The organism is Luteococcus japonicus, from assembly GCF_003752415.1.
In the GTDB taxonomy this organism is placed as follows: domain Bacteria; phylum Actinomycetota; class Actinomycetes; order Propionibacteriales; family Propionibacteriaceae; genus Luteococcus; species Luteococcus japonicus.
In genome coordinates this window covers 125,134-145,061 of the sequence record NZ_RKHG01000001.1, presented here as the reverse complement: position 1 = coordinate 145,061, position 19,928 = coordinate 125,134, and the positions used below count along the sequence as shown (strand labels likewise).

General features: G+C 66.9%; 23 protein-coding genes. 3 read left to right on the top strand and 20 right to left on the bottom strand.

Features of this window, described 5'->3' with window-relative positions; translation table 11 throughout:
• Positions 1 to 44: 44 nt before the first annotated feature.
• Entirely contained in the window at positions 45 to 323 is a 279-nt protein-coding gene (locus tag EDD41_RS00670) for a hypothetical protein (protein ID WP_094764695.1), read from the top strand.
• Positions 323 to 1,108, top strand: coding sequence for an alpha/beta fold hydrolase (locus EDD41_RS00665; RefSeq protein ID WP_123574628.1), 786 nt, complete (start codon positions 323 to 325; stop codon positions 1,106 to 1,108). Before EDD41_RS00670 ends, EDD41_RS00665 begins: the two co-directional genes overlap by 1 nt.
• Before the next feature lie 48 nt (positions 1,109 to 1,156).
• On the opposite strand, the gene EDD41_RS00660 is transcribed toward EDD41_RS00665, so the two are convergent.
• A complete protein-coding gene (locus tag EDD41_RS00660; protein WP_094764697.1) occupies positions 1,157 to 1,855 on the bottom strand; it encodes a peptidylprolyl isomerase in 699 nt (232 codons plus the stop codon).
• A 69-nt stretch (positions 1,856 to 1,924) separates the two neighbouring features.
• Here EDD41_RS00660 and EDD41_RS00655 point away from each other — a divergent pair, with 69 nt between their 5' ends.
• Positions 1,925 to 2,557: a cob(I)yrinic acid a,c-diamide adenosyltransferase gene (locus EDD41_RS00655; protein ID WP_123574627.1), complete on the top strand. Its 633-nt coding sequence runs from the start codon at positions 1,925 to 1,927 to the stop codon at positions 2,555 to 2,557.
• 1 nt (position 2,558) lies between these two features.
• Here the strand turns inward: EDD41_RS00655 and EDD41_RS00650 are convergent, their stop codons facing one another.
• From EDD41_RS00650 to EDD41_RS00560, 19 genes are all read right to left on the bottom strand, one after another.
• A complete protein-coding gene (locus tag EDD41_RS00650; RefSeq protein WP_170165174.1) occupies positions 2,559 to 3,014 on the bottom strand; it encodes a DUF2550 domain-containing protein in 456 nt (151 codons plus the stop codon).
• Between the two features lie 124 nt (positions 3,015 to 3,138).
• Positions 3,139 to 3,552, bottom strand: coding sequence for a F0F1 ATP synthase subunit epsilon (locus tag EDD41_RS00645; RefSeq protein ID WP_123576739.1), 414 nt, complete (start codon positions 3,550 to 3,552; stop codon positions 3,139 to 3,141).
• Positions 3,553 to 3,554: 2 nt separating this feature from the next.
• Positions 3,555 to 5,036 carry a F0F1 ATP synthase subunit beta gene (atpD, locus tag EDD41_RS00640; RefSeq protein ID WP_094764701.1) on the bottom strand — a complete coding sequence of 494 codons (1,482 nt, stop codon included), beginning with the start codon at positions 5,034 to 5,036 and terminating at the stop codon, positions 3,555 to 3,557.
• A 16-nt stretch (positions 5,037 to 5,052) separates the two neighbouring features.
• Complete coding sequence (locus tag EDD41_RS00635; RefSeq protein WP_094764702.1) at positions 5,053 to 5,970, bottom strand: F0F1 ATP synthase subunit gamma; 918 nt, start codon at positions 5,968 to 5,970, stop codon at positions 5,053 to 5,055.
• A gap of 4 nt (positions 5,971 to 5,974) precedes the next feature.
• Positions 5,975 to 7,603 carry a F0F1 ATP synthase subunit alpha gene (gene atpA / locus EDD41_RS00630; RefSeq protein ID WP_094764703.1) on the bottom strand — a complete coding sequence of 543 codons (1,629 nt, stop codon included), beginning with the start codon at positions 7,601 to 7,603 and terminating at the stop codon, positions 5,975 to 5,977.
• 71 nt (positions 7,604 to 7,674) lie between these two features.
• On the bottom strand, positions 7,675 to 8,475 hold the full coding sequence (locus EDD41_RS00625; RefSeq protein ID WP_123574626.1) for a F0F1 ATP synthase subunit delta: 801 nt from the start codon (positions 8,473 to 8,475) through the stop codon (positions 7,675 to 7,677).
• Positions 8,472 to 9,032: a F0F1 ATP synthase subunit B gene (locus tag EDD41_RS00620; protein WP_094764705.1), complete on the bottom strand. Its 561-nt coding sequence runs from the start codon at positions 9,030 to 9,032 to the stop codon at positions 8,472 to 8,474. The genes EDD41_RS00625 and EDD41_RS00620 overlap by 4 nt, the downstream gene beginning before the upstream one ends.
• An 11-nt stretch (positions 9,033 to 9,043) precedes the next feature.
• The gene (locus tag EDD41_RS00615; RefSeq protein ID WP_094764771.1) at positions 9,044 to 9,256 is read right to left on the bottom strand and encodes an ATP synthase F0 subunit C; all 213 of its coding nucleotides are present in this window, start codon (positions 9,254 to 9,256) and stop codon (positions 9,044 to 9,046) included.
• Between the two features lie 57 nt (positions 9,257 to 9,313).
• The gene (gene atpB / locus EDD41_RS00610) at positions 9,314 to 10,084 is read right to left on the bottom strand and encodes a F0F1 ATP synthase subunit A (protein WP_245995698.1); all 771 of its coding nucleotides are present in this window, start codon (positions 10,082 to 10,084) and stop codon (positions 9,314 to 9,316) included.
• 41 nt (positions 10,085 to 10,125) lie between these two features.
• A complete protein-coding gene (locus EDD41_RS00605) occupies positions 10,126 to 10,320 on the bottom strand; it encodes a hypothetical protein (protein WP_094764773.1) in 195 nt (64 codons plus the stop codon).
• A 112-nt stretch (positions 10,321 to 10,432) separates the two neighbouring features.
• Positions 10,433 to 10,906, bottom strand: coding sequence for a hypothetical protein (locus tag EDD41_RS00600; protein WP_094764706.1), 474 nt, complete (start codon positions 10,904 to 10,906; stop codon positions 10,433 to 10,435).
• 130 nt (positions 10,907 to 11,036) lie between these two features.
• Positions 11,037 to 12,134, bottom strand: a complete 1,098-nt coding sequence (locus EDD41_RS00595; protein WP_094764707.1) for an MraY family glycosyltransferase — start codon at positions 12,132 to 12,134, stop codon at positions 11,037 to 11,039.
• Entirely contained in the window at positions 12,134 to 12,895 is a 762-nt protein-coding gene (locus EDD41_RS00590; RefSeq protein WP_245995478.1) for an L-threonylcarbamoyladenylate synthase, read from the bottom strand. Before EDD41_RS00590 ends, EDD41_RS00595 begins: the two co-directional genes overlap by 1 nt.
• 45 nt (positions 12,896 to 12,940) lie before the next feature.
• The gene (gene prmC, locus EDD41_RS00585) at positions 12,941 to 13,780 is read right to left on the bottom strand and encodes a peptide chain release factor N(5)-glutamine methyltransferase (protein ID WP_245995477.1); all 840 of its coding nucleotides are present in this window, start codon (positions 13,778 to 13,780) and stop codon (positions 12,941 to 12,943) included.
• Positions 13,777 to 14,847, bottom strand: a complete 1,071-nt coding sequence (gene prfA, locus EDD41_RS00580) for a peptide chain release factor 1 (RefSeq protein WP_123574571.1) — start codon at positions 14,845 to 14,847, stop codon at positions 13,777 to 13,779. Before prfA ends, prmC begins: the two co-directional genes overlap by 4 nt.
• 140 nt (positions 14,848 to 14,987) lie before the next feature.
• Entirely contained in the window at positions 14,988 to 15,194 is a 207-nt protein-coding gene (gene rpmE, locus EDD41_RS00575; protein WP_094764776.1) for a 50S ribosomal protein L31, read from the bottom strand.
• A 145-nt stretch (positions 15,195 to 15,339) separates the two neighbouring features.
• Complete coding sequence (rho, locus tag EDD41_RS00570; protein WP_281273071.1) at positions 15,340 to 17,331, bottom strand: transcription termination factor Rho; 1,992 nt, start codon at positions 17,329 to 17,331, stop codon at positions 15,340 to 15,342.
• A 343-nt stretch (positions 17,332 to 17,674) separates the two neighbouring features.
• Complete coding sequence (thrB, locus tag EDD41_RS00565) at positions 17,675 to 18,580, bottom strand: homoserine kinase (RefSeq protein ID WP_123576719.1); 906 nt, start codon at positions 18,578 to 18,580, stop codon at positions 17,675 to 17,677.
• Between the two features lie 13 nt (positions 18,581 to 18,593).
• Positions 18,594 to 19,928 carry a homoserine dehydrogenase gene (locus EDD41_RS00560; RefSeq protein WP_094764710.1) on the bottom strand — a complete coding sequence of 445 codons (1,335 nt, stop codon included), beginning with the start codon at positions 19,926 to 19,928 and terminating at the stop codon, positions 18,594 to 18,596.

Genomic DNA, 19,928 nt, shown 5'->3' with positions numbered 1-19,928 from the left:
AAGTAGCCCGGCTAACCCTGCCCCGGCCCGGATAGGCTGTGTGGGTGGCCAAGAGACCAAGCAAGCATCTGCGTCCGGCGCGCCCCTTGAACGGCGGGCACGCCACCAGCGCGCACAAGGCCGACGGTCGATGGGTGGTGCGCAGCATCCCAGGTTCGCGGGCCACCAAGACCTACGTCTGCCCCGGCTGCCTGCAGACGATCGGGATCGGCGTCCCCCACGTGGTGGCGTGGCCGTCGAGCCCGACGGGCTGGAACCAGTCCGCCTCCCCCATCGACGAACGCCGTCACTGGCACTCCGGCTGTTGGAACAGGAAGCACTGATGAGCACTTTGCACACCACCACGATCGGAGACGGCCCTGCACGCGTCGTCTTCCTGCACGGCCTGTTCGGTCAGGGCAAGAACTTCACCGCCGTCGCCAAGGCCATCTCCGACCTGGCCACCAGCACCCTGGTCGACCTGCCCAACCACGGCCGCTCCCCCTGGACCGAGGACCACACGTACCCCGCGCTGGCCGCGAGCGTCGCCGAGCTGCTGAGGGAACTCGACGCTCCGGTCTGCCTGGTGGGCCACTCGATGGGCGGCAAGGTGGCCATGCGCACAGCTCTGGACTTTCCCGAGCTGGTGGAGCGCCTGATGGTGGTGGACATCTCCCCCGCCGTCGGACTGGGGAGCAATTTCGGCCCCTTCTTCGACGCGATGTGCGGGCTGGACCTCGCGGCCCTGTCCAGCCGCTTCGAGGCCGACGAGCTGCTGCGCGACGGGATCCCCAGTGACACGGTCCGCGGCTTCCTGATGCAGAACCTGCGCCACGAGATGGGCCCGGACGGGCACCGCCACTGGCGCTGGCAGATGAACCTCGACGTGCTGCGACGAGAACTCGACGGCGGCATCGCCGACTGGCCGGTCACCGACGCGATCTACGACGGGCCTGTGCTGTGGGTCGCCGGGGAGACATCGCCCTATGTCCGCGAGGACGCGGCACCGACGATGCGTGCCCTCTTCCCGAAGTACGTGCAGGTCACCGTCAAGGGAGCCGGCCACTGGGTGCATTCCGAACAGCCGGGGCCCTTCATCACCGTCCTGCGGCACTTCCTGACGATCTGATCCCCGTCCCCCGAGCTCGTCTCCCCGTTCCCCGAGCCTGTCGAGGACTCAACCCATCGTGACGTCGCTGATCAGGCCCGGGGCATTCGGCTTGGTGCCGTCGGCTGCCACACCCTCGGCCGCGACCTTGGCCACATTCTCCACCGAGGCCTCGTCCATCGTGCCGAGCACGGTGTAGTCCGGCAGAAGCGGGCTGTCCTGCCAGACCAGGAAGATCTGCGAGCCATTCGTGTTCGGTCCGGAATTGGCCATCGCGACCGTCCCCTTGGGGTAGGTGACCATGTCCCGCCCCTGGTACTGCTGACCGGTCTTCGCGAAGGTCGCCGCTCCCCCCAGCTCGTCGGCGAAGGTGTAGCCCGGGCCACCGCTGCCCGTCCCCGTCGGATCGCCGCACTGGAGCACGAAGATGCGCTGGTCGGTCAGTCGATGGCACTGGGTCTTGGTGTACCACCCCTGCTTGGCCAGCGACTCGAAGGAGTTCACGGCGCACGCAGCCTGTCCTCGGTCAAGGGTCAGGACCACCGGTGCGCCATCCAGGGTGAGGGTGATGGCGGTCTTCCCGGCGCTGGCCACGCTCCCGCCGGATGGCGGATCCACCGGTTTGGCCGGCCGCCCAGCGCTCGGATAGCTGCACGTGCCGGCTTGGCCGCCTCCCGCCGAATCAGCAGTCTTCTCCCCTTGGGCACACCCCACGAGGGCCAGGCTGGCGGCCAACAGGGCGGTCGAGAAGACAGGCAGACGTGACATGCGGTCAGCCTAGCCAGATCCGGCCCCACACCGAGGCCCTGACACACCGCACCGGGCTAGGGTGGTCCCATGGTGAACCTGACGCGCATATACACCCGTACCGGCGACGCTGGCGAGACCCGGCTGAGCGACAATTCCGTGGCCCGCAAGACGGACCTGCGCGTGCAGGCCTATGGCCATGTCGACGAGGCCAACTCCGCGATTGGGGTGGCCCTGGCCACCCCCGGGCTCCCCACAGCGATCGCCGCGGCGCTGGCCGTCGTGCAGAACGAGCTCTTCGACGTCGGCGCGGACCTGTCCAACCCACTGGTCAAGGATCCCCAGTGGGAACCGCTGCGAATCATCCAGTCATCGATCGATCGGCTGGAGGCGTGGTGTGACGAGTTCGGCGAGCCGCTGCCGAACCTGCGCTCCTTCATCCTGCCCGGGGGAACGATGGCCGCCGCACAGCTGCACGTTGCGCGCACCATCGTGCGCCGCGCCGAGCGCACGGCATGGGAGGCAGCCGATCAGTACGGCATGGAGGTGGGTTCATTGGAGGATGACATCCCGGGGGGCATCAATCCCTTGGCGATCAAGTACCTGAACCGGCTCTCGGACCTCTTGTTCATCATGAGCCGCGCCGCCAATGGCGACCAAGAGGTGTTGTGGGTGCCCGGAGGCGAACGCAATCCGGCGCACACCGCCCACGGAGAGGGCTGAGTCAGTCCCGCTCGAGGCCGCTGTAGCGATCCCCGCCCGGAGGCGCGGCCTCGAGCCAGCTCATCAGCCCCGTGACCGACTGCGGGTTCATGGCCAGCTCCCATACCGTCTCGTCGGTGGTGTCCCGGTTGCGCAGGCGGATGATCTGGTCGTCGCTGAACAGCACGACCGCTTCGGCGTCCTCCGGGCTGCGACGGCCGATGGACATGGTGTGCTCCCGGCGCAGCACCAACTTGGGCCGGGCGCTGAAGGAGAAGATCCGGAACCACTGCAGCTCTTCGGCTGCATAGCGGGCCACTCCTGTTGCCCAGGAACCGTTGCGCATCCGCAGTGCGCAGTCGAAGACCCCGCCGCGGCTGGACAACCACCGGCGCCGCGCATACAGGCCGGCCAAGGGGGCGAGCACGGCCAGCATCAGAACCAGGCCTGTCAGCTCGAACGTCTCGGTCCACCCCATGGAGCCAAAATACCTGATCATCCCGGGGTCGGCAGCATCAGGTGCCGAATTCCACCCGCGCGGTCAGGACGCAACGAGGGGCCCGACCTTCATGGTCGAGCCCCTCGTGGATGATCCGGTGAGATCAGCCCTGCTTGCCCTTCATCTTGGCGGCAGCCTTCAGCTGCGCCTGGGCGAGGTGGAGACGGTGGAGCTCCTCGTCCGTGGCGTCACCGTCATCGAGGACCTCCGTCAGACGATCCACCTCGGCCTGGGCCTCTTCGGTGGATATCTCGTCGGACAGTGAGGCCTTCTGGGAGACCAGACTCACCTTGTTCTGCGCCACCGAGAGGAAGCCGCCTTCCAGGGCGACGATCTTCCGACGGCCTTCGCCGGTGACGATCTCCGCGGCACAGGGCACCAGGGCCGCGAGCATCGGCTCGTGACCCGGGAGGATGCCGATGTCGCCCTCCGTGGTGCGCACGATCACATTGGTGGCGGTGCCCTCCCAGACCTTGCGGTCCGCGGCGACGACCTCCACGTTCATGGGATCTGCCATGCTCACTTGCCGTTCTTCAGGTCGTGCCACTGGCGCTCGACGTCTTCCATGCCACCCACATTGAAGAAGGCCTGCTCGGGGATGTGGTCCACATCGCCATTGCAGATCATCTTGAAGGACTCGACGGTCTCCTTGATGTCGACGGTCGAGCCCTCGACACCGGTGAACTTGGTGGCCATGTAGGTGTTCTGGCTCAGGAACTGCTGGATGCGACGGGCGCGGTTGACAATGATCTTGTCCTCCTCGCTCAGCTCATCGACGCCGAGGATGGCGATGATGTCCTGGAGTTCCTTGTTGCGCTGCAGGATCTGCTTCACACGCACCGCGGTGTCGTAGTGGTCCTGACCGACGTACTGCGGGTCGAGGATACGCGAGGTCGACGTCAGCGGATCCACGGCCGGGTACAGACCACGCGAGGCAATGTCACGGCTGAGCTCCGTGGTGGCATCGAGGTGCGCGAAGGTCGTCGCCGGAGCCGGGTCCGTGTAGTCATCGGCGGGCACGTAGATGGCCTGCATCGACGTGATCGAGTGACCACGAACCGAGGTGATGCGCTCCTGCAGCTGGCCCATCTCGTCAGCAAGGTTGGGCTGGTAGCCCACGGCGGAGGGCATGCGACCCAGCAGGGTCGAGACCTCGGAGCCAGCCTGGGTGAAGCGGAAGATGTTGTCGATGAAGAGCAGCACGTCCTGGTTCTGCACGTCGCGGAAGTACTCCGCCATCGTCAGGGCCGACAGGGCCACGCGAAGACGCGTGCCCGGCGGCTCATCCATCTGGCCGAAGACCAGGGCGGTGTCCTTCAGAACGCCGGCCTCGTCCATCTCCATGATGAGGTCATTGCCCTCACGCGTACGCTCGCCGACACCGGCGAAGACCGAGGTGCCACCGAAGTTGTGGGCGATGCGGTAGATCATTTCCTGGATCAGAACCGTCTTGCCGACGCCGGCGCCGCCGAACAGGCCGATCTTGCCGCCCTGCACGTACGGGGTCAGCAGGTCGAGGACCTTGATGCCGGTGTGCAGCATCTCGGTCTTGCTCTCGAGCTCGTCGAACTTTGGCGCATCGCGGTGGATGGGCCAGCGCTCGCTGATCTCGACGCCCTCGGCCTTGAGGTCCTGGTTCAGGCAGTCGCCGGTCACGTTCCAGACGCGGCCCTTGGTGACATCGCCGACGGGCACGCTGATGGGGGCGCCGGTGTCGGTCACCAGGTCACCACGACGCAGGCCGTCGGTGGGCTTCAGCGAGATGGCGCGCACGATGTTGTCGCCGACGTGCAGGGCCACCTCGAGGGTGAAGCTGCGCTTGCGGGCCTGGCCATTGCTGTCGGTGTCGATGTCATCGACGGTGACGGTCAGGGCATTCATGATGTCCGGCATGGCGTCCGCCGGGAACTCGACGTCCACGACGGGGCCGATGACCCGGGCAACGCGGCCGGTGCCACCGGCGCGCTGCTCGGTGGTGGGATTGACAAGGGTGTCAGTCATTTTCGCTCTTCCTTGTTCACTCGGCCGCGGAGGCCTCGGTCAGCGCGGAGGCGCCGCCGACGATTTCGGTGATTTCCTGGGTGATCTGGGCCTGACGTGCCTGGTTGATCTCGGTCGTGAGGCTGTTGATCAATTGCTGCGCATTGTCCGTTGCAGACTTCATGGCCTTCTGCCGGCTCGCCAGCTCGGAGGCTGCGGATTCCAGCAGGTAGAACCAGATGCGGTTGCGGACGTAGAGCCCGAGCAGCTGGTCGAGGACGGTTTCGGCGTCGGGCTCGAAGGTGTACTCCAGCAGCTCGTCGCCGCTGTCCGCCTTCTCGGTGTCCGGGCCTTCCTCGACGACCTCGATCGGCAGGACGCGACGCACGCGGGGCTCCTGCACGAGCATCGAGACCATCCGGGTGTAGACGGCGTAGACCTCGTCGGCGCCGCCCTCCTCGTAGGGCTTGAGGAAGGTCTCCAGCACGGCATCGCTGATCTTCGAGGCATCCTCATAGGTCGGCGCGTCCGTGTACCCCTGCCAGTCCTGCGCGACGGGGATCTCACGGAAGCCCAGGAAGTCGGCGCCCTTGCGGCCGCTGACATACATGTCCACCTCGAGACCCTCCGACTCCAGCTTCTGCTTCAGCTGCAGCGCGGACTTGATCGCATTGGTGGAGTAGCCGCCGGCAAGCCCTCGGTCCGAAGTGAAGAGGACCACCGCAGCGCGTCGACGCTCCTTGGGCTCCTGGGTCAGCGGGTGCTCGATGTCGGTGTGGTTGGCCACGGTGGCTACAGCGCGGTTCAGCACACTCGTGTAGGGCAGGGCCGCACGCGCGGCGCGGTCTGCCTTCACGATGCGAGAGGCCGCAATGAGCTCCATGGCCTTGGTGATCTTCTGGGTCGTGGCGACAGACGTCTTGCGCTGTCGCAGTTCCCTCAGGCTTGCCGGCATGCGTTCAGCTCCGCTTCACGACGATCTGCTCGTTCGAGACGTCCTTCGCCTCGCCCGATGCAGCATCCTGGCCGAGCAGCTTGCCGTCAGAGGTGCGGAAGCCCTTCTTGAACTTCACGATCTCGTCCTCGGCCGCCTTGGCGGTGTCGTCGTCGAACTTCTGCGTCTCGACGATCGTCTTCAGGATGGGAGTGTTGAGACGCAGGTGCTCCAGCAGCTCCTGCTCGAAGCGCAGCACGTCCTCGACCGGAACCTCGTCGAACAGGCCCTTGATGCCGGCCCAGACGCTGATGACCTGGTCCTCCACCGCATAGGGCTGGTTGTTCTTCTGGCGCAGCAGCTCGGTCAGACGAGCACCACGAGCCAGCTGGCGACGCGAGGTCTCGTCGAGGTCCGACGCGAACATCGCGAAGGCCTGCATGTCGCGGTACTGCGCAAGGTTGATCTTCAGCGTGCCGGCAACCGACTTCATCGCCTTGATCTGGGCAGCGCCACCAACTCGGGAGACCGAGATGCCGACGTCCACGGCGGGACGCTGGTTGGCGTTGAACAGGTCAGACTGCAGGAAGATCTGGCCGTCGGTGATCGAAATCACGTTGGTCGGGATGTAGGCCGAGACGTCGTTCGCCTTGGTCTCGATGATCGGAAGACCGGTCATCGAACCGCCGCCCAGCTCGTCGGAGAGCTTGGCGCAACGCTCCAGCAGACGGCTGTGGAGGTAGAAGACGTCGCCGGGGTAGGCCTCGCGGCCCGGGGGACGACGCAGCAGAAGCGACATCGCGCGGTAGGCCTCGGCCTGCTTGGTCAGGTCGTCGAAGATGATCAGGACATGCTTGCCCTGGTACATCCAGTGCTGGCCGATGGCCGAACCGGCGTAGGGGGCGATGTACTTGAAGCCGGCGGCGTCGGAGGCGGGAGCGTGCACGATGGTGGTGTACTCCAGCGCACCGGCGGCCTCCAGAGTGCCACGCACCTCGGCGATCGTCGAGCCCTTCTGGCCGACGGCGACGTAGATGCAGCGGACCTGCTTCTTCGGGTCTCCGGACTTCCAGTTCTCCTTCTGGTTGATGATCGCGTCGATCGCAATGGCAGTCTTGCCCGTCTTGCGGTCGCCGATGATCAGCTGGCGCTGGCCACGGCCGATCGGGATCATCGCGTCGATGGCCTTCAGGCCGGTCTGCAGGGGCTCGCGGACCTCCTGGCGGTCCATCACGCCGGCGGCCTGCAGCTCCAGGGCACGACGGCCCTCAGGGTTGGCGATCTCGCCCAGGCCGTCGATCGGGTTGCCCATCGCGTCGACGGTGCGGCCGAGGTAACCCTCGCCCACGGGGATCGACAGGACCTCGCCGGTGCCACGCACCTTGGAGCCTTCCTCGATGCCCTCCGAATTGCCGAGCACGACGACGCCGATCTCACGGGTGTCGAGGTTGAGGGCGATACCGGTGGTGCCGTTCTCGAACTTCAGCAGCTCATTGGCCATCACGGAGGGCAGGCCCTCGACGCGGGCGATGCCGTCGCCCGAGGTGACCACGGTGCCGACCTCTTCGCGCTCGGCCGCCGCGGGGGTGTAGTTCTGGACGAAGTTGTCCAGTGCGTCGCGGATCTCGTCCGGACGAATCGTCAGTTCCGCCATTGCGTCCCTACTCTTTCGATGTGCGCACCCGCGAGGGAGCGCTGGATTGTGGGTTGGTCCCGAGCCGTCCGTCAGGACAGCTGGCGCTGCACCTGGTCGAGACGATCAGCCATCGTGCCCTCGATGATGTCGTTGCCGAGTTCGACGCGGACACCTCCGATCACCGACGGGTCGATCGTGAGCTGGAGGTCAACCTCCCGGCCATGGATCCGCGCCAGTGCAGAACGCAGACGGTTGACCTGGTCGTCGTCCATGGGACGGGCGACCGTCACGTGGGCGACATTGCGGTTGCGGACCTCGGCGGCCTCCTCGAGGACCTTCTCGAGGGTCAGCTCGAAGGTGCGTTCGCGACCGGCCGCGGCTCGCGCGGCCAAGGCCTCGGTCCAGCCGTGGGCCTTGCCCTCGAGGAGCCGGTGCACCAGCTGCTGACGCGCGGTCAGCGGCTTGCTGCGGTCAGCCAGGGCCTCCCGCAGTTCCGGCGTCGAGGTGACGGTCTTGAGGAAGCCGAACAGCTGTTCGGTGACCTCGTCGAGACAGCCCGCATCCTGGGCCTGGCGCAGCTGGCCGCGCACGGCCTGACGCTCGAGTGCGTCAGCCAGGCCGCGCCCGGACTTCCAGCGCTGCGCGACGGCCTGCTTGACGATCCAGATCGTCTGGCCGCCCACCTTGCCCTCGAGCAACCGCTCGGCCATCTGCGCGCGCGCCTCGGCCGGGGTGGCCGGGTCGGTCAGGGCCCGCTTCAGTGCCGACTGGGAGTCGAGCACGTCGACGACTGCGAACAACTCCCCCGGCGTGACGCCGTCGAAGGACTGATCACCAAGAGCCTTGTCCAGATCCGTGCGCCGGGCCTGTTCGGTTGCAGTCAAGGTCATGCCTGCTGCCCCCCGGAACGGACGGGCTGGCTCTCGAGATCGGCCAGGAAGCGGTCGACAGTTGCGCGGGCGCGCTGGTCGTCGGTGAGCGACTCGCCGACGATGCGTCCGGCCAGCGCAGTGGCAAGGCCACCGACCTCGCTGATAAGGCTCTGCATCGCCTGCTGGCGCTCAGCGGCGATCTTGGTCTGGGCGGTCTCGACGATCCGATTGGACTCGGCCGTGGCCTGGTCACGCATCTCCGCGAGGATCTGCGCACCCTGGTTCTTGGCCTCCTCACGGATGCCTGCCGCCTCGTCACGTGCCGCGGCGAGCTGGGCGTCGTACTGCTGGCGAGCAGCCTCCGCCTCGGCCTGGGCACGCTCGGCGCGCTCCAGACCGCCCTGGATCGCCTCGCTGCGCTCCGCATACATCGTCTCGAAGGCGGGAACCACCTTCTTGGCGAAGACCGCCGTGATGATCAGGATCAGCACGACGCCGACGATCGCCTCGGACGGGTGATGCGGCCACAGCGGGCCCAGGGCAGACTCCAGCGGCACCCACATGATGGGCACCATCAGAGGACTCATTACTTGACGGCGAAGGCGAGGGCGAAGCCGAACAGCGCGAGGGCCTCGACCACGGCGAAGCCGATCATGGCGGTGCTGAACATGGCGCTACGGGCCTCGGGCTGACGAGCCGTGCCGTTGATCACGGAGGCGAAGATCCAGGCAACACCAAGAGCCGGGCCGAGGGTGGCGAGGGCGTAGCCGATGACGTTGATCGAGCCACTGATTTCCATGAGGGACAGCATTGTGGTTCCTTTCGGGTTTTTCTTCGGGCGAAGAAAGCTAGGGGGTCAGTGTTCGTCCGCGATGGAGGACGACACATACTGTGCTGTCAGCACAGTGAACACGTAGGCCTGCAGGGCGCCGACGAAGAGCTCCAGGGCGAACAGCGCGAAGCTGAAGACCAGGGACAGCGCGCCGGAGACATTGAAGAACAGGTTGTCCGGGTAGGTGGCCAGGAAGGCGCCTCCCACCACGAAGAGCATGATGACCAGGTGACCGGCGAACATGTTGGCGAACAGTCGCATCGACAGGGTCAGCGGGCGGGTGATGAAGTTCGACAGGAATTCCAGCGGGATGATCAGCGGCATGATCCACCACGGGACGCCCTCGGGCATCAGCGAGTGCTTCAGGTAGCCACCCAGGCCGTGCTTGGCGATGCCAGCACCCACGTAGACAAGCCACGTGACCAGCGCGAGGCCGTAGGCGTAGCCGATGTTTGAGAAGGTCGGGAACATCGTGAAGAACATCTGGCCGTACCAGTTGTTGATCAGGATGAAGCTGAACAGTGCCAGCAGGTAGGGCAGGAACTTGCGGTAGTCATGACCCAGCGTGTCGCGGGCAATGCCATTGCGGACGAACTCGTAGATCCGCTCCATCACCACCTGCTTCTTGGTGGGACGCACCTTGAGTCCGTGCGAGGCCCACAGCCAGAATCCGATCACCACGAGGGCGGCGAGGATGGCCTGCAGCGTCGGCTTCGTGAGCCATTCATGGCCCCAGTTGCCGTGGAACTGGAAGTCCTCGACGCCGGGCGCCTTGTAGCCTCCGTCGCCCTCCATGGGAACCAGCTTGAGCGGGAGTGTGGTCATCAGGTGCAGCATCACTGGTCAACTCCCCGGGAGTTCATGTTCACGTCCGACTTTCCGTAGCGCTTGATGATGAGGTACATGCTCGCGCCCAGACCAACCAGCAGTCCGGCGGGCAGCATCCAGCCGTGGTGGAGGTAACGGGCACCGAGCCACCCGAGGCCGCCGTAGAAGATCATTCCGGACAGCACGTAGCTGAGCGCAACCATGCCCTCGTCCCCATTCGGTCCCTTCTTCGGGGCTCGATGGTGTGATTCTCGGGGCTGCGGCTGCTCGTCCATCTCGTGCTGGACTATATCAGTCTGGGCAGCGGTTACCATCTCAATCACCGTCCCGTGCCGGTGCCCGGTATTCGGTGTCGAAGACCGGGATACGAGTACGCGAATGGGTGATGACCAGACCCGCAATCCAGGCCAACGAGGTGAGGACAATGCCTACCACGGCCGAGTTCACGTCCGGATTCCAATGGCTTCTGCCAGGGCCCAGGGCGCCGAGCACCAGACCCAGCATCGCCACCCGTGAGACATAGCCGACCAGGACCAGACCGACGGCCTGGTGGGAGCCCTGCCCCATTGCCGCCAACTGGATGGGCGTTCCCCCACCCAGGAAGGCGATCACGGTGACTGCACCAAGAAGTCCCGACACGAGACCATTCGGCCCGGCATTGAACCAGCCGAAGGTACCCACCGGGAGCAGTGCGACCAGGGAAGCCAACAAGGCTCCGCCCATCATGCGGAAGGAGGCAGCCAGGTGCGGCATGTGCCACAGCGCAACCCGCTGATCAGGCACTGACATGGCGCTCATCCGCTGCTGTTTCCCGTCTTCCGGAACCTCGCCCGAGATCCTTCTCGGGGTGCTTGTGAAACCTAGCACAATCGATCTCTTGATGTCGAAATACTTTCCGGTCCATGGCACGCATCCGGCTTCACCGCCCGCGACGAAGCGACGGGTACCAGGTCAACCAGGCCGCAAGCACTGCCAGACACAACACGACCACCGCCACCCACCACCGGCCCGTGGTGCCGATCAGGACCGCACCGAAACTGATCAGCCCAGTCCACAGGTACATCAGCAGGCAGGCGCGCACCTGGGAGTGGCCGCGCTGCAGGAGCCGGTGGTGCAGGTGCTGCTTGTCCGCCACGAACCACCATGTGCCGGCCATCGTGCGACGCGTATAGGCCAGGACCAGGTCCAGGAAGGGCAGGGCCATGATGGCCAGCGGCAGGACGATCGGCAGGTAGCTGGGCAACAGTCCTCCGCCACTGGCAGACAGGGCCGCCGAGTCGATCTGCCCGGTCAATGAGATCGTCGAGGCCGCCATCAACAGCCCCAGCAGCATGGCCCCGGAGTCCCCCATGAACATCCGCGCCGGGAAGAAGTTGTGCGGCAGGAATCCCAGGCACACTCCCCCGATGGCCACCGTCACGAGACTCGAGGTGGTCGCCAGCACCAGGTCCTGCTCGTGCGCCAGCAGGTAGGTGTAGCTGAAGAAGGCCAGGCTGCCGATCGCCACCACGCCACTGGCCAGACCGTCCAGTCCGTCGACGAAGTTGATGGCATTCACACACAGGAAGATGAAGATGACCGTGATCAGGATCGAGCTGGCGGTGTCCAGCACGATGATCCGGTTCGGCAGGGCGATCCAGAACATCCGCACCCCGTTGAGAACGACGATCCCGGCGCTGAGCACCTGCCCCGCGGCCTTGACCATGGCCGGCAGGTCCAACATGTCGTCGAGCACACCGACGGCACAGATCACCGCCCCGGCCACCAGGATCGCCGACGCGTCGTGGGAGACCACCGCATGGCGCCCCAGGAAGGGCAACTGCGCCGCGAGCAAGAGGGCCGCGGCCACACCGCCCAGCATCGCCAGTCCACCGAAGTAGGGAATGGGGATGGCGTGGACGTCACGCTCGCGCACCTTGGCGACGGCGCCCACCCGCAGGGCAAGCCGACGGCACAGTCCCGCCAAGAGATAGGTGGTCGCGAATGCCGTGAGCAGGACCAGCGAGTACTCGCGCATCAGCTGGCCGGGGCCTCATCCTCGGCGTCGGGAGCCAGGTCAGGTTTCGGCTCGGCGCTGGGCTCGTCCTCCCAGACCAGGAAGGGGTCCACCTCACGCAGCTGGTCGATGCCCAACGCGCCCATCCGTACGATGCGTCCCAGCGGCTCGCTGACGAAGTTGATGATCGTCGACGGAGTGGGGCCCGCCGTGGCTCCCGCATCGAGGTAGACGGCGACGCTGTCCCCCAGCTGCCGCAGGGCCTCGTCGATGTCCGTGCTGGCCTCCTGCCCCGAGACATTGGCCGAGCTGACGGCCAGCGGGCCGGTGCGGCGCAGCAGGTCCCGGGTGAAGTCGTGGTCAGGGACACGCACCGCAATGGTTCCCCTGGTCTCGCCCAGGTCCATCCGCAGGTGCTTCTGTGCCGGCACGATCAGCGTCAGGGCCCCGGGCCAGAAGGCCTCGGCGAGACGGATCGCGTGCGAGGGCAGCTCATCGGCCAGGGCCTCGAGCATTCCGGTCTCCGCCACGAGCACGGGGGGCGGCATGTCCCGGCCGCGGTGCTTGGCATCCAACAGGCCCTGCACCGCCTCTGCGGAGAAGGCATTCGCACCGATGCCGTAGACCGTGTCCGTCGGGAGCACGATGCATCGCCCCTCCGCGATGGCGGCTTGGGCCGCCGCGAGGGCCTCGGAGGTTTGTGCCATGGCATCGAAACGTGCCCACTGGGGCTCATCGGGGGACGTCGTCGGCTCGTCGGGGGTCTGGTCCAGCTCACTCACCCGTACATCCTGCCACGCATGGGCGTCGACGCCGACGAAGCCGGCTCAGCGACGCCGAGCGGTCACGAACCGTGGGCGTCCCGCCAGGTCAGGCTGGTCACGCACCTGGTCGAAGTCCCCCTCACGGACGAAGACCTCCGGCGCAGAGTGCTCCTGCACCTCCGCGTGCTCGCTGCACACCCAACCTCCCGGCCGCAGCAGCCGCCTTGCCACGGCCGCCACCACGCGAGTGGCGTCCAGTCCGTCATCCCCGGACCACAGGGCCAGAGCCGGGTCATGGTCACGCACGTCGGGCGCGACCGACTCCCACGCCTCCAGGGGAATGTAGGGCGGGTTGGCGATCACGAGGTCCACGCCGCCGTCCAGTTCCGGGAAGGCGTCCGCCATGTCGCCCAGCACCAGCTGCACGTCCGTGTCGGCCAGGTTCCGGGAGGCCCACTGGTGGGCCGCCGGATCCAGCTCGATGGCGAACTGCCGGGCCCCCGGGTGCTCTGCGGCGATGGCCCGGCTGATGGCGCCGGACCCGGCACACAGCTCCGCGACAACCGGAGCCTCCACGGCTGCGATCCGCTGCAGACCCCAGCCCACCATCACCTCGGTCTCGGGACGCGGAACGAAGACTCCGGGGCCGACCTCCAGCCGCACCGTGCGAAACCAGGCCTCCCCCGTCAGGTGCTGCACCGGAATGCCGGCGACACGGGAGTCCAACAGCGCGGAGAAGGCGGCGGCCTGGTCGTCGTCGACGGTGGCCAGGACCAGGTCACGAGGCTCACGATGCAGGACATGGCTGAGCAGGGTGCGCGCCTCGGCCATCGGCGAGGCCGTGCCTGCCTCCGCGAGACGCGCGCTGCCCTCCCGCATGACCTGGCCGGCCGGGCGGCTCACTCCCCCACCTGCTCGAGGCGCTCCGCGAGGTCTGCCGCCTGCAGGGCCTCCACCAGCGGGCCCAGGTCCCCGTCGAGGACTGCGTCGAGATTGTGCGCCTTGAAGCCGATCCGGTGGTCGGCTATCCGGTTCTCCGGATAGTTGTAGGTGCGGATCCGCTCGCTGCGGTCCACTGTGCGCACCTGCGAGGCGCGCGCCGCGGAGGCATCCTGTGCGGCCTGCTCATCGGCCAAGGCCACCAGGCGGGAGCGCAGGATCCGCATGGCCTGTTCCTTGTTCTGCAGCTGCGAACGCTCGTTCTGGCAGGTCACCACGACGCCGGTGGGAAGGTGGGTGATCCGCACCGCGGAGTCCGTGGTGTTCACGCCCTGCCCGCCCTTGCCCGAGGAGCGGTAGACGTCGATGCGCAGGTCTTCGTCATCGATCCTGACCTCGTCGTCGTCCTCCACATCGGGCATCACCAGCACCCCCGCGGCAGAGGTGTGGATCCGGCCCTGGCTCTCGGTGACCGGCACCCGCTGGACCCGGTGCACACCACCCTCGAACTTCAAGGCACCGAAGGGGGTCTGGGCGGCGCCGGCCCCTGCCTTCACCGCGACAGTGACACTCTTGTAGCCACCCAGGTCAGTGGTCTGCTCGTCGAGGAGCTCCACCTTCCAGCCTTGACTCTCGGCGTAGCGCGAGTACATCCGCAACAGGTCACCGGCGAAGAGGGCCGACTCCTCGCCGCCCTCGCCGGACTTGATCTCCAGCAGGGCATCCAGGCTGTCGTGTGGATCCCTCGGGGCCAGCAGGCGGTTGAGCCGCTCCGTGACCCCCTCGCGCCGCACGGTGAGCTCTTGGGCCTCTGCAGCGAAGGAAGGATCCTCGTCGGCCAGTTCGAGGGCTGCCTGGAGATCCTCGGCCACCTGCTCGTACTCGGCGAGCGCCTTGATGATGGGGGTCAGCTCCGCATACCGTCGCCCGACCCGCCGCGAGCGCGCCATGTCAACGTGCAGCGCCGGATCTGCCATCTGGTGCTCCAGATCGGCGAACTCGGCGCGCAGTGGATCGGCATTCTCGAACATGGCGTCTCCTGGCCCTCGACAGGCTCGGGCATCGTGGGGCGGGGCGGGCATCGTGGGGTGTGGGCTGGCACCCCGTGGCTGGACAAAAAGAACGAGCGCCGGGGGCAGGTTTCCCTGCCGCCCAGCGCTCGTCGGAGTAGTTACTTCTTGGCGTAACGACGCTCGAAGCGGGCCACGCGGCCACCGGTGTCGAGGATCTTCTGCTTGCCCGTGTAGAACGGGTGGCAGGCCGCACACACGTCGGCGCTCAGCGAGCCGGACTTGTTGGTGCTCTTGGTGGTGAACGTGTTGCCACAGGTGCAAGTCACCGTGGTCTCCACGTAATCGGGGTGAATACCCTGCTTCATGGTCATGTCTCCTTGATGATGGATGCACCGGGTCGTCCTGACATGGATTGTGGACGTGAACCGGCACCGACGGTCAATTATGCCGTGCGGAGTGTCCAACACCAAACCCACCCGGATTGTTCCCGGGTGGGTCTGGCCATCCGGATCACTCCGCCGGCGTGGTCTTCGAGATCTGGACCAGGAATTCTGGATTGCTCTGGGACTTGCGCATCTGCTTGAGCAGCATCTCCAGGGCCTGCTGGTCGTCCATGCCGGACAGCACCCGACGCAGCTTCCAGATGATCGCCAGTTCCTCGCGGCCCAGGAGCAGCTCCTCGCGACGCGTGCCGGAGGCATCCACGTCGATGGCCGGGAAGATGCGCTTGTCCGCCAGGTTGCGCTTGAGCCGCAGCTCCATGTTGCCGGTGCCCTTGAACTCCTCGAAGATGACCTCGTCCATCTTGGAGCCGGTCTCGATCAGGGCAGTCGCGAGGATGGTCAGCGAGCCGCCGTCCTCGATGTTGCGCGCGGCACCGAAGAACTTCTTCGGCGGGTACAGGGCGGCCGAGTCGACACCGCCGGACAGGATGCGCCCCGACGCCGGAGCGGCCAGGTTGTAGGCACGCCCCAGACGGGTGATGCCGTCCAGCAGCACGACCACGTCATGCCCGAGCTCCACCAGGCGCTTGGCGCGCTCGATGGCCAACTCACTGATCGTGGTGTGGTCGTCGGCCGGGCGGTCGAAGGTCGAGGCGATCACCTCGCCGGCGACGGTGCGCTGGAAGTCGGTGACCTCCTCGGGACGCTCGTCCACCAGGACCACCATCAGGTGGACCTCGGGATTGTTCTCGGCAATCGCGTTCGCAATGTTCTGCATGATCATCGTCTTGCCAGCCTTGGGCGGCGAGACGATCAGGCCACGCTGGCCCTTGCCGATGGGGCTGACCAGGTCGATGATGCGGCCGGTCATGTTGGTGGGGGTCGTCTCCAGGCGCAGGCGTTCCTGCGGGTAGAGCGGGGTGAGCTTCTGGAACTCGGGGCGGACCTTCATCTGCTCCGGGTCGGCACCATTGATGGTGTCCAGACGAACCAGCGGGTTGAACTTCTCCTTGCGCTCCCCCTCACGCTGCTGACGGATCGCACCGGTGACAACGTCGCCGCGACGCAGGCCGTACTTGCGCACCATCGAGAGGGAGACATAGGCGTCATTGCTGCCGGGCAGGTAGCCGGAGGTACGGACGAAGGCGTAGCTGTCGAGCACGTCGAGGATGCCGCCGATGTTCAGCAGGACGTCGTCCTCACTGATGACCGGCTCGGCCTCGTAGCGGTCGATGGCCTGGTTCCCGCCCCGCTGACGACGGTTGCCCCGGTCCCGCTGGCGACGCCGACGCCCGCGCCGGCCGCCGTTGTCGTCGTCGAAGTCCCGGTTGTTGTCGCGGTTGTTGTCGCGGTTGTTGTCGCGGTTGTTCTCGCGGTTGCTCTGCTTGTTGCCCCCGCCGTTGCCCTGGTTGCTGTTCTGCTGGTTGTTCTGGTTACTGCTCTGGTTGTTGCCCTGACCGCCACCATTGCCGCCGGCATTGTTGTTGCCACCGCTTGTGCTGGCGTCATTGTCCTGGCTCTGCTGTCCGGCGTTCTGGGCCTCGCCGTCGGCATTGCCGCCACGGCGACGACGCTGGCGTCCGCTCTGGTTGCTCAGCTCGGCCAGACGCGCACCGACCTCGGCGCTGACATCGGGTTCCCCCTGGGGAGCCTCCTGCTCCCGCTGGGTGTTCGAGACCTGCGGCTGAACGCCCTCCGGCTGCTCGGCGCGCCGGCGACCGCGACGACGCTGCTCCGGCTGCTCCCCCGCACGCTCGTCCTGTCCGGCCGGCGACTGCTCCGCATTCGGCTGGGATTCATTTCTCGGCTGGGACGCCACCACGGGCCGCTCGGTCTTCGACTCACTGCCCTCGGGTGCCCCCGCCGGACGGCTGGCGCGACGAGTGCGATCGGGCGCCTCAGAGCGCGGCTGGCCGCCTCCGGCGATCGCGCTGATCAGGTCGGCCTTCTTGAGGCCGGTCGTCTTGATGCCCATGGAGGAGGCCATGGCCTTGAGTTCGGGCAGCTTCTTCGCGGACAGCCCGGTGCCGGCAGAAGGCTCGGTCACATTGTCAGTCACTGGATTCCTTTCGCGAACCGGGCGCGGGATGGTGGTGGCAGCACAGTGCTTGCCGGGCATCGCCCGATGTCGATTCAGGTCGGGACCGCGTCGCCGCGCTGGCGGACATGGTTCACGTCTCGAATGGCAAGAGGGGAAGGACCACGCTGATGAGCAAGGGAAGGGACCCGACGAGACTGACGGGGTTGTTCTCCAGTGGTTCTCCGGCCCAGAACCTGGGTCGAGATGGCACCTGACCTGTGAGGTGCGGACGATTCCGCGATGCGGTCCTCATCCTGCAGAAGAGCGTAGCATCCCGCCCTCGCCAGCCCGCAATTACCCCGCGGCACGGTTCCGGAGGCCTTCAGCCCCGCAAGATCTCGACGCCGCGCCCCAGGGACAGGTCATGCCGCGTGAACCCGTCCGCCCGGACGTCCTCGGCGGCCGCCAACTGGTCCGGGGTGCCCATCGCCAACACCGTGGGCCCGGCCCCGGAGATGAAGGCCGCAATCCCCTGCGAGCGCAGCTCAGCCATCAGGTCCGCCGAGGGCTGCATCAGCGGAGCACGATAGGGCTGGTGGAGCCTGTCCCGCGTACCGTCCAGGAGTTTCGACGGATCCTTGGTGAGGGCGTGCACCAGGAGGGCTGAACTGATGGCCTGGGCCAGCGCATCCACCCGCGGCACGTCGACGGGCAGGACCTGTCGCGCTCCCGCGGTGCGGACCTCGAATCCGGGCACCCAGGCGATGGCCCGGAGCCCCGGTGCCGCCTCGAGGCGGACCACCTCGACGTCGTCCCCGACGCCGGGCCAGGCCAACACGATGCCGCCCAGCACGGCCGCACAGGCATTGTCCGGGTGACCCTCGTACCGGGTGCTCACCCGACAGGCCCAGTCCAGGTCCAGCGGCTCACCCGGCCGGGCCAACCCCCAGGCCAGGGCGAGCCCGGCCACGATGGCGGCTGCCGAGGAACCCAGGCCGCGGCTGTGTGGGATGACGTTGTGCGCATCCAGGCGCACACCCGGCAGCCAAGAGCCCAGCTCCGCAAGGGATTCGGTGAGCACACGCACCACGAGGTGCGAGCCGTCCCGCGGTACCTGATCGGCGCCCTCGCCGGTGACCTGCACCTCGACGCCCTCCTCCAACACCTCGGCAGACAGCTCGTCGACCAGGTCCACCGCGAGACCCATGCAGTCGAAGCCGGGCCCCAGGTTCGCGCTCGTGGCGGGCACTCGCACTCGCGCCCGGCGCCCCGCCGGCAGGCTCACCATCGCAGGCTCCATCTCACTTTCCCTCGACCCTCAGGACCTCCACCGTGCCCCGCGTGAAGCTGCGTTCCTCCAGCTCACGCACGACGGCCTGGAGGTCCGATTCCCTGGCCTGGTGGGTCATCATGGCCAGCACTGCAATCTCCTCGTCCTCCCCGTCACGCGCGACGGCGGGCGACTGGTCCACCGTCTGCACCGAGACGTTGTGGTTGGCGAAGATGGCGGCGGCTGCAGCCAGCACGCCGGGCTCGTCGACGACATTGATCCGCACCAGGTAGCGCGTCTCGACCTCACCCATCGGGGTCATCGCGCGCTGGGCGTAGACGGACTCCCCGGGACCAGCGACACCGCGAACGCGGTTGCGAGCCACGGTGACCAGGTCACCCATCACGGCTGACGCGGTCGGGGAGCCGCCTGCGCCGGGGCCCATGAACATCAGCCGCCCGGCATCCCTGCTCTCCACGAAGATGGCGTTGTAGGCACCGCCGACGCTGGCGAGCGGGTGGCTGGAGGGAACCAGTGCGGGGTGGACCCGCACGCTCACCGCTCCCTGCACGTCGGTCTTGAGGACGGCCAGCATCTTGACCACGCAGCCCAGCTTGCGGGCCAGGACGATGTCGTTGCTGGTCACCGAGGTGATTCCCTCGCGGTAGACGTCCGCACCCCGCACCCGGGTGTGGAAGGCGAGCGTCGCCATGATGGCCGCCTTGGCCGCGGCGTCATAGCCCTCCACGTCTGCGGTGGGGTCCGCCTCCGCATATCCCAGGCGCTGCGCCTCGGCGAGGGCATCGTCGAAGTCCGCCCCCGTGGTGGTCATCTGGTCCAGGATGTAGTTCGTCGTGCCGTTCACGATCCCCATCACGGTGGTGATCTCGTCACCCACCAGGGACTCTCGCAGCGGCCTCACGATCGGGATGGCGCCAGCGACGGCCGCCTCAAAGTAGAGGTCGACGCCCCGGCTCTCGGCAGCTGTGAACAGTGCCTCCCCGTCCTGGGCCAACAGGGCCTTGTTGGCGGTGACGATGCTGGCACCGTGGTCGATGGCGGTCAGCACCAGCTCGCGGGTGGGCTCGATGCCGCCGACGACCTCGATCACGATGTCCAGGTCATCGCGCGAGACCAGCGCCTTCGCGTCATCGGTGAACAATTCCGGGTCAAGGCCGCCGAAGTCCCGGTCCAGGTTGCGCACCGCGATGCCGACCAGCTCGAGCCGACAGCCGATCCGGTTGGTGAGGTCCTCTGCCTGTTCGGTGATCACGCGGGCCACCTGGCTGCCCACCACGCCACAGCCCAACAGGGCAACCTTCAGGGGCGCGAGCTTCGCGGGGTCTACGGGTTCGAGCCTGTTCAT